The sequence below is a fragment of the Mycobacterium sp. E2497 genome (assembly GCF_001668695.1).
GTDB lineage: Bacteria > Actinomycetota > Actinomycetes > Mycobacteriales > Mycobacteriaceae > Mycobacterium.
Genome location: NZ_LZKD01000264.1, coordinates 17,912 through 27,341, shown reverse-complemented (window position 1 = coordinate 27,341; position 9,430 = coordinate 17,912). Strand labels below are relative to the sequence as shown.

At 69.2% G+C, this 9,430-nt stretch carries 7 protein-coding genes; 4 read left to right on the top strand and 3 right to left on the bottom strand.

Annotated features, from left to right (window positions below):
* Positions 1-790 (bottom strand): FAD-binding oxidoreductase (locus tag A5713_RS25085; RefSeq protein ID WP_156752023.1); only part of this gene is annotated, 790 nt, incomplete at its 3' end.
* Positions 791-922: 132 nt separating this feature from the next.
* Here A5713_RS25085 and A5713_RS25080 point away from each other — a divergent pair.
* The 4 genes from A5713_RS25080 to A5713_RS25065 all read left to right on the top strand — a co-directional run bounded on the left by A5713_RS25080 (position 923) and on the right by A5713_RS25065 (position 6,991).
* A complete protein-coding gene (locus tag A5713_RS25080; protein WP_082973149.1) occupies positions 923-2,347 on the top strand; it encodes a CehA/McbA family metallohydrolase in 1,425 nt (474 codons plus the stop codon).
* A gap of 173 nt (positions 2,348-2,520) precedes the next feature.
* Positions 2,521-3,666 (top strand): serine/threonine-protein kinase, encoded by a 1,146-nt coding sequence (locus tag A5713_RS25075; RefSeq protein WP_231980674.1) that lies wholly within the window; start codon positions 2,521-2,523, stop codon positions 3,664-3,666.
* A 158-nt stretch (positions 3,667-3,824) separates the two neighbouring features.
* A complete protein-coding gene (locus A5713_RS25070) occupies positions 3,825-5,258 on the top strand; it encodes a serine/threonine-protein kinase (RefSeq protein WP_068098988.1) in 1,434 nt (477 codons plus the stop codon).
* A gap of 101 nt (positions 5,259-5,359) precedes the next feature.
* Positions 5,360-6,991: a WS/DGAT domain-containing protein gene (locus tag A5713_RS25065; protein ID WP_068098983.1), complete on the top strand. Its 1,632-nt coding sequence runs from the start codon at positions 5,360-5,362 to the stop codon at positions 6,989-6,991.
* Here A5713_RS25065 and A5713_RS25060 read toward each other — a convergent pair.
* Entirely contained in the window at positions 6,918-8,120 is a 1,203-nt protein-coding gene (locus A5713_RS25060) for a S9 family peptidase (protein ID WP_068098981.1), read from the bottom strand. The genes A5713_RS25065 and A5713_RS25060 overlap by 74 nt on opposite strands.
* On the bottom strand, positions 8,121-9,374 hold the full coding sequence (locus A5713_RS25055; RefSeq protein WP_068098995.1) for a cytochrome P450: 1,254 nt from the start codon (positions 9,372-9,374) through the stop codon (positions 8,121-8,123).
* Between the last annotated feature and the right edge of the window lie 56 nt (positions 9,375-9,430).

Here is a 9,430-nt window from a genome sequence, read left to right as displayed (position 1 = left end):
TCTGGGTATGCACGAGCGCGGCCATCGTCACGTTGTCGATGTATTCCAGGATGTAGGGCGCCAGGCCGCTGCCCACCACCTTGGGCACCGCGGCCATGACCTGGTCGAAGTCGGCGAACGGGGCGAGCACGGTCGCGGCGTGGTCGAGCCGCGGGTGCAGCTTGACGGTCACCTCGGTGGCCAGGGCGAGGGTGCCCTCGGAGCCGACGATGAGCTGCGTCAGGTCGTAGCCGGTGGAGATCTTGGCGATCTTGCCGCCGGTGCGGATGAGCTCGCCGGTGGGCAGCGCCGCCTGCAGCCCGAGCACGTTGTGGCGGGCGATGCCGTACTTGACCGCGTTCATGCCGCCGGCGTTGGTGCCGACGTTGCCGCCGACGCTGGAGGACAGCTCGCCGGGGTGGACCATGTAGCGCAGGCCGGTGTCGGCGGTCGCGGTTTCCAGCTCGGTGAGCGTCACCCCGGGTTGGACGACGGCGACCTGGTTGGTGGTGTCGACCTCGAGGACGGCGTTCATCCGCTCGAAGGAGATCAGCAGCCCGTCGGCCCTGGGGATCGCCCCGCCGGACAGGCCGGTTCCGGATCCGCGGGCCGTCACCGGGATGTTGTTGTCCGAGGCGGCCTTCAGCAGCTGCGAAACCGCTTCCGCGCTCGCCGGTTTGGCGACGTACGCCGGCCTCTGCGGCGGCTTGGTCAACACCTCGTCGTGCCAGTAGTCCTCGGGGATGGCGTCGCCGGTCAGCAGGTTGTGCTGGCCGACTATCTCGGCGAACCGCGCTGTCATGTCGCTCACAGTGATTCACTGTATGCCGCCGCGGCACCACACGAACATGACAGTGGCTCGACGCACGGTGTTCGTGTCGATGTAACGGGTCGTCACTCCTTGGTGCCGAATGCTGGTGGTGTACCGATAGGAAGGACTTCCATGAGTGTCGCGATGGTCGCCCCCGGTGCCGTCACCCAGCAGCGCGAGGGCGCGACGATCCACATAGCGTTTTCAGGGCGATTCGGGTTTGGCATCGACCAGTGGGCGTACCTGCCATTCGAGGTGCCGGCGGGTGTGCACCGAATCCGTGTCGACACCGCGCATGACGGCTTCGCGGTGGGCGGGCCGGTCCGAAACGTGTTGGATCTAGGTGTCTTTGGCCCCGCCGGCCACGACGTGGGCAATGCGGCCGGGTTCCGTGGGTGGTCAGGGGGAGCGCGCGACGGCTTCGTGATCTCCGGCACGCACGCGACGCCTGGCTATCTTGCCGGCCCGATCGAGCCGGGTCGATGGGCGGTGGCACTCGGCCCGGTGGTCCTGAGCCCGTGGGGGATGGCCTGGGACGCGCGCGTCGTCCTCGAGCGTGGGCGGCCCGCCCCGGCGGGTGACACCGTCGTCGCCGGTCCGGCGCCGTCGGCCCGCGGTGCCGGGTGGTACCGCGGGGATCTGCATCTGCACACCGTGCACTCCGACGGCCAGCGCCATCCCGGTGAGCTGGTCGAGGCCGCGCACTCGAGCGGGCTGGACTTCATCGTGTCCACCGACCACAACACGAACTCCGCGAACCGGGTGTGGCCCGCATGCCGCACCGGTGGTCTGTTGGTGATACCCGGCGAGGAGGTCACCACCAGGCATGGGCACTGGCTCGCGGTCGGCCTGCCGCCACACGCCTGGGTCGATTGGCGATACTCGCCGCGTGACCGGGTGTTCGGGCGTTTCGCCGCCGACGTCCGCGACGCCGGCGGCCTGGTGGTCGCCGCCCATCCGGCCGCGCCGGTGCCCGGGTCGTTGTGGGAGTTCGGTTTTGGCGAGGTGGATGCGCTCGAGGTGTGGAACGGCCGGTGGAACATCGATGATGAAGCGTCGCTTCGCATTTGGCAGCGGCTGCTGTCCGCGGGCCGGCGCGTCGCGGCGGTCGCCGGCAGTGACTCCCACACCCACGAGCAGCCGGTGGGTTCACCGCAGACCGTCGTGCATGCGCGTGAGTTGTCGGTACCCGCGATCATCGAGGGGCTGCGCTGCGGCCGCTCGTACATTGCCAGATCACGGGCCGTCACCGTGGAGTTCACCGCGTCGAGCCCGGACGCCGCCGACGTCGCCGGCCCCGGCCAGACACTGAAGGTTCCGCGCGAGACCCCGGTCACCGTCACGGCGATGGTCACGGGAGCGCCCGGCACAACTGCCACCCTGATCACCGCGGCCGGTTGCGTGGGACGCGCGAGGGTCGGTGGGCCGGCGCGGACCATGCTGCGATGGGCACTCGACGCCGAGTCCGCGCGCTTCGCGCGGCTGGAGCTGCGCGACGCACAACGGCGTCCGCTCGGCGCGATGGTCGCGTTCACCAACCCGATCTGGCTGGCATGAGCGGGTGCGGCCGCGCGGCTGACCGCGAGCGTCGCCCTAGGTTTCGGCTGTGAGACGTTGGGCTATTCCTGGGTTTGCTGGCGGTGGCAACCGCAACCGCGGGGCAATAGCAAGGCGGGATCCAAACGAAGCTCCAACGGACTGACTATCTCCGCGCCCGGGCCACTGATGGAGTGCAGATTGCACCGGGCGGGGTTCTCGGCGACGGTCGGTACGAATTGCGCGGTGTCCTGGGCCGCGGGGCGATGGCCGAGGTGCGTGAGGGCTGGGATCGCAAGCTGGGCCGGCCCGTCGCCATCAAGCTGCTCTATCCCGGGGTGGCCGACCGGCCGGACAGCCGCTTGCGGTTCGACACCGAGGCGCGCGCTGCCGCGCGGCTGACCGGCCGGCACGTCGTGGTGGTCCACGACGTCGGCGAGCATCAGGGGTTGCCGTTCATCGTGATGGAGCGCCTGCCGGGGGTGTCGCTGGCCGACCACATCGCCCGCGGGCCGCTGCCCCCGGCGTTCGTCCACGCCGTCCTCGACGGCGTCCTTGACGCCCTGGCCGAGGCGCATCACGCCGGCATCCTGCACCGCGACGTCAAGCCGGGCAACATCCTGTTCACCGCCGCGGGCGAACCCAAGCTCGCCGATTTCGGCATCGCCAAGACGTCCGGCGCCGCCTACACCCGGGCGGGGGAAGTCGTCGGCAGCATGGCCTATCTGAGCCCCGAGCGGCTGACGTCCAAGCCGGCCACCGCTGCCGACGACCTGTATGCCGTCGGCGTGGTGGGGTTCGAGGCGCTGACCGGGCGGCGGCCGTTCCCGCAGGAGGACCTGGGCGCCCTGGCGCACGCGATCCTGCACGACTCGCCGCCGCCGGTTGCGGCGCTGCGCCCGGACGTGCCACCGCCCCTTGCCGCCGCGATCGAACGGGCGATGGCCCGCGACCCGGCCCGGCGGTTCGACCAGGCCGGCACGATGCGCGCCGCGCTCGCGGGCCGTGCCCCCGCGGCGAGGTCCACCGGCACCCGGGTGATGGACGTCCCGGTCGTCGCGCCGCTCACCTACACATTCGTGGGCGCGCCGCCGGAGCCGGCCACGCCGCGGCGCAAGTGGTGGGTGGCGGCGATCGTCGCCGCGTTCGTGCTGGCCCTGCTCCTGTTGGCGATCGACCCGCCGTTCTCGGCGTCGCCGCCCACGCCGGTCAACACCACGACCACGCCGGCGCCCCCGCCCACGACGACGACCACCACACCCACCACGACGACGACGCCGCCGGCGCCACAGGGGCCGCCGCCGCACCCGGGCAAACACAAGGGCGGGCACGGCGGCTGACGCCTGATGTGGGATCGGTAGCCGGCCCGCCCAACTTCAACTGCGGCCTATTCTGGTGCCCGGTGCCGCCGCACGCATGAGCCGGCGCACGTTAGGTCGGCGGCGGATTGGGGAACCCGCCGGGCTGGACCTGTTGGACGTAGCGAAAGGACTGCCCATTGACCTCGCGGCTTGGCACCCGGTTCGGGCCCTACGAGCTGCGATCACTGATCGGGGCGGGTGCGACGGGCGAGGTCTACCGGGCACACGACACGGTGAGGGACCGGACGGTCGCGGTCAAGCTGTTGCCCGCCGCGATGTCCGCGGATCCCGGCTTCCAGCAACGGTTTCGGCGAGAATGCGCTGTTGCCGCGGGGTTGCGGGAGCCCCACGTCATCCCGATGCACGACTTCGGTGCGATTATCGGGGTTTTCTTCGTCGACATGCATCTGGTCGAGGGCGGCAGCCTCAAGGACCTGCTGCGCGAGCGGGGACCGCTGGAAGCGCCGCGGGCCGCGTCGATCGTCGCGCAGGTGGCGCGGGCGCTGGACGCCGCGCACGCCGCCGGGCTGGTGCACCTGGGTGTCCGGCCGGAACACGTGCTGCTGACTCCCGATCACTTCGCGTATCTGGTCGACTTCGGGATCGGGCACGCCGACCCGTCACGCGTCTACATGGCGCCCGAGCGGTTCACCACCGGCCGCGTCGGGCCCCAGACCGACGTGTACTCGCTGGCGTGCCTGCTCTATGAGTGCCTCACAGGTCAGCCGCCGTTCGAGACCGCGGACCCCGACGAGCTGAAGACGGCGCACATGCTGTCGCCGGCGCCGCGGCCCAGCATCATGCGGCGCGGCGTGGGCCGGGCCTTCGACGACGTCGTCGCCCGCGGCATGGCCAAACAGCGCACGGCGCGGTTCGGCTCCGCGGGCGAACTCGCCCGCGCGGCCAGCGAGGCCGTGTCCGAGGTGTACGAGCCGGCGGCGGTCAGCGCTGCCGCGGCGCCGCTTCGCACCCGGCCGTTCGAGGCGGTCTATCCGAATCCCGATGACACGGGGGTCACCCCGTATCCGCCTGCTGACGCGCCCCCTTCGCCGCCGCATCGGCCGTTCGTCGGCCGCGGCCCGCTGGTGGCGGGCGGGGCGGCGGTGGCGCTGGTGATCGTCGGGCTGATCGTGGCGCTGGTCTCGGCTCTGAGTCAGGGCGGCGCGCCGCCGCCGCGGGCGGCTCAGCCGCCATCACCCGCGCCGTCCAGCACGCCGCCGCCGAAGACGCCGACGCTGTCGGCTCCGGTGCGGGGCGCCGACGGGCTGGGGTTCGTCGGCGAGACCGCCCGCTGCGACCCGGGGAATCCGCCGGCGGCCGTGGTGCGGACCGCCAAGTCGCTGGCCGTAGTGTGTGAAAACCTCAGCGGCAGTTACTACTACCGCGGCGAACGGATCAGCGACGGCGCGCACATCGAGCTGTCCAACGCCGAGCGCGCCGGGGACGGGTTCGATGTCACCAATCCGTTGAACGGTGTGCGCTACGAGGTGCGCCCGGATCGGCTGCGGATCATCAGCTTTGGGCACGTCGATTCGTCGGAGCCGGTGTTGCAGTACGCCACCGCGTCCTGATCACCACAGCCGCAACGTCCGCCGACTAGGGGACCTTGTCCTCTGGCCGTATCCCGGCTGTGGATGGAGACTCGGGTACCTGCAGGTCGTGGAGGTGCGAGGTGGCAGAGCGACGCCGGCTGGGCATCCAGGACGCGCTGTGGCTGGAGATGGACCGCCCCAACAACCTCATGGTCGTCGACACGGTGGTCTGGACGGCCGATCCGCTCGACTGGGACCGGGTGCGCCAGGTCATCGAGGAGCGGCTCATCAACCGCTACCCCGTGTTCCGCAGCCTGGCGGTCAAGGACTCCGACGGCTCGTGGTGGTGGGAGGTCGACGAGAACTTCGACTTTGGGCAGCACGTCACGATCGTGGACCTCGAGGACCCCGACGACCGCCGCGAGTTGCAGGCATTGGTGGCCAGCCACCATACCGAAATGCTCGACCGCAAAAAGCCTCTCTGGAAAGGCATCTGGGTGAACCGCTACCGGGACGGTAGCGCGATGATCATGCGGACCCACCACGCCGTCGCCGACGGCATGCGCATGGTCGAGCTGGCGATGAGCCTGTTCGACGCGTCTCCCGAGGGTGGCCCCATCCGCGGTCCCGACGTCGTGCAGCACGCGGCGCGGCCCCACCCGCCAGGGCGGCCGACGAAGGACCGGTTGCGGGCCGCGGCGGTACGGGTGGCGGGCACGGCGCGGCGCGCGAGGTCGGTCGTCGATGAGATGCTGGACGACCCGGTCGGACGGGGGACGGACATGGCTGAAGGGGTCGTGAGGGTCGCCGCCGGATTGCCTCGAATTCTTGCTCGTGCCAACGACTTCAGTCGCTTGGCGTTGGAGAACCCGGTGGGGGCCGGCCACACGATCACGATGTCGGCGCGGGCGACGGTGTCCGACGTCGCCGAGTCCGTCCGCTCCACCGTGCGGGCGGCGGTTCCGGGCAGCGGCGCGCTGGTCGACGTGTTCTCGTCCGCGCCCGGCGACGTGGACACGGTCCGCAAACTGCTGATCGGGACCCGCAACGACTCGACCCTGTGGACGGGGACCGCTGGCCTCGACAAAGCGGTGGCATGGTCGGAGCCGATCCCGCTGGCCAAAGTGAAGGCCGTCGCCAAGGCGAATCGGTGCACGGTCAACGACGTGTTGGTGACGTGTGTGGCCGGAGCGTTGCACGACTACCTCGAGGCCCAACACGCCCGCTGCTCCGCGGTGACCTTCATGGTGCCGGTCAACCTCAAGCCGGTCGACGTGACGCTGCCCGACAATCTCGGAAATGAATTCGCCCTCGTACAACTCGAACTGCCGACCGACGAACCCGATGCCCTGCGAGTGCTGGCCGTGGCCAAGCGGCGGATGAACCGGATCAAGCACGGCCACGAGGCGGCCGTGGCGTTTCGCCTGCAGGAGAGCATCGCCGGGTTCAACAGGCAGCTCTATGAAGCGTCGGTGGGCCTGTTCACCGACCGCACGATCGGCACGCTCACGAACGTGCCCGGCCCGCCGATGCCGGTGTACCTGGCCGGCAGCAAGGTGGAGGGCATCGTCGGGTGGGCGCCCGTTTCGGGCAACCAGCCCATGAGCTTCGGCATCTTTACCTACAACGGCGACGTGACCGTGGGCATCGCCTGCGACAAAACCCTTGTGCCCGAACATGAGACGATCGTCGAAGGCTTTACCGACGCCTTCGACCGGTTGTTGGCGGCGACTCCTCGGCCAGGCCCGACTGCACGAGCGCGTCGTCGATGAAGCGCTGCACCGGCCGCGAGCGGAAGAATCCGGTGTGACCGCCTGGGTACCACTGGATTTCGGGTCTGCCCCAGTGCTCCCAGAGCTGGGTGACCTGGTCACGCGGGTGCACCAGCCGGTCGGCGAGGCCGGCGTAGATGAAGCGGCCCTCTTTCGGCACACGTGGGGTCAGCGCCAGCGGGGAGATCATCCGGCCGAGGGGTTTGGCCGAGTTCATCGCGTGGCGCAGGGCGGTGTGGCCGCTGAGGCCGGCGTGGCGGCCGACCAGGTTCACCAGGTCGACGGCCGGCACACCCAGGATTGCGCAGGTGAGGCCGTAGTCGAGGCTGGCGACCAGCGACGAGATCAGGCCCCCGAGGGAGATGCCGTTGACCCCGATCGCGGCGTCGGGCTGTTGCTCGCGGATCCAAGTGATGAGGCGCCGGATGTCCCAGACCGCCTGGGCGGCGCCGTGGACGTCGTCGAGCACGTCCTCGCTGGGGAATTTCGGGCCGCTTGCCCGGGGGCCGTGCAGGGGAAGCACGGGGAGCACGACGTTCAGGTCGAGATCCCGGTACAGGTGCCAGGCGTGGAACAGCATGGGGTCCAGGGCGGCGCGGCCCATCTCGGCGCCGTGGATGCAGATCAGCCAGGGTCGTGGCCGGCGGTGCCGGAACATCAGGGCGTATTCGCGGTTGTTGCGGGTGTAGCTGCGCCACCGGTCCCGGCCGGGTTCGCCGTCGTGGGGCTCGTAGTCGCTGTCGAAGGACAGCCGCTCGAAGTTGCGTCCCATGCTGCTGACGCGTTTGACCGTGACGTCGGTGGCAGGCGGGGGTGGGGCGAAGAATCCCTCGGGATTGTCGAGCCAGCCCTTGTCGCCGTAGAAGGCTTGTGCCGCAACGACTTCTGTGCTGATTCTTTCGAGCGTTTCGGCGTCGGGGGCTCCACGCAGCAGGCTGAAGCCGCTCAGCAGGATTTCGTCGCGGAATGCCTGCGCCGCGAGCGCGATGGTGGGCCGGGCCACCGGTAGCTCGTCGGGCTGACGATTCAGGTAGGTGCTCCAGGAGCGGGCGTAGAAGCCGCCGGTGCGGGTGAATGGCCCGAGCAGGTGCGTGATCGGGTTGGCGGGTCCGCGAGCGCTGTCGGGCATCTAGCCTCGCTTCGCTCCGGGGGTGAAGGTGACCGGGAGCTTGGCGAGCCCGGTCATGCTGGGGTTGCCCAGGTATTGGTGGACGTTGTCGATATCGACTCGGTAGTCGGGGATGCGGTCGAGGACGGCTTTCACCATGGTTTCGGACATGAGGCGCGCGAGGTGCGATCCGATGCAGCGGTGCGGCCCGAGCCCAAAGGCGACGTGACGGTTGGGCGCGCGGTCCAGGACGATCTCGTCGGGGTTAGGGAATTCTTTTTCGTCGTGGTTGGCCGAGAGCCAGCTGATGACGACTCTGTCGTTCTTTCGCAGGCGTTGGCCGTTGAGCTCGACGTCGTGAGTGACTGTGCGGCTGAGGGTTTGGTTGACCGAGAAGTAGCGCAGGAATTCGTCGGTGGCGGTGCGGTAGAGCTCGGGGTGATCGATGAGTTGCTGTCTGAGGGCCGGGTGGGTGCCCAGGTGGTGGAGCGTGAGCGCTGTTTGTGACGTGGTGGTGTCGACGCCGCCGCCGATGAGGTTCCAGAGGATGTTCAGCAGCTGTTCGTCGGTGAGGCTATGGCCGTCGAACTCGAACTGGATGAGGAAGCTAGTCAGGTCTTCGTCCGGTTTGGCTCGTCTGCCGGCCGCGTACTCGAGGACCTCTTCCATCATCTTGGGGACTTTGCCGATGGCATCGAGGTACTCCGGGCTGTCCTGCGGGACGGCCATGACCGAGTGGAAGAGGTTGGCGTAGAGGTGCCAGTTGTCGAGGGGCAGGCCCATCAGCTTCATGGTGAGGATGGCCGGGACCGGGCTGGCGTAGTCCAGGACGAGGTCCATGCGACGGGTTTCGATTTTCTGGTCGAGGAACTCATGCGCTTTTTGTTCCATGAAAGGCTTGAGCTTCTGGACGGCGCCGGGGGAGAAGAACGGGGCCAGCGCGTGCCGTAGGGCCTGGTGGTACGGGCCGTCGACCTCGCCGATGCCCAGGGCCGGCTGGCCCCCGGGGCGGGGGACGCCCATCTCGCCCTGGTAGTCGACGCCGTCTTCCGAGTTGGGCTCGTACTTGTGGGCGAAGGTTTCGCCGTCTCTGGCCGTACGGCTGACCGCATCGTAGCTGCTGAGGTACCAGAAGCCGTCGTAGTTCTCGTTCCAGGCCACCGGGCATTTCTGGCGCAGCTCGGCGTTGATGGCGAGCTCGTTGAGGTTGAACGCGTCGGAGTGATGGTCGAAGTCGACGATGGCGTCTTCGGTGACGTCGGGACGGATTGTCATCTGATAGTCCTCCACCGCGACCGGGGTGCTTTTTGCACTATCTTTGCATTATTACG

What these genes read in the sequence shown, in the direction of transcription:
- A5713_RS25080 (WP_082973149.1), top strand. Translation starts at nt 923, where the DNA reads ATGAGTGTCGCGATGGTCGCCCCCGGTGCCGTCACCCAGCAGCGCGAG.
- A5713_RS25060 (WP_068098981.1), bottom strand. Translation starts at nt 8,120, where the DNA reads ATGCCCGACAGCGCTCGCGGACCCGCCAACCCGATCACGCACCTGCTC.
- A5713_RS25055 (WP_068098995.1), bottom strand. Translation starts at nt 9,374, where the DNA reads ATGACAATCCGTCCCGACGTCACCGAAGACGCCATCGTCGACTTCGAC.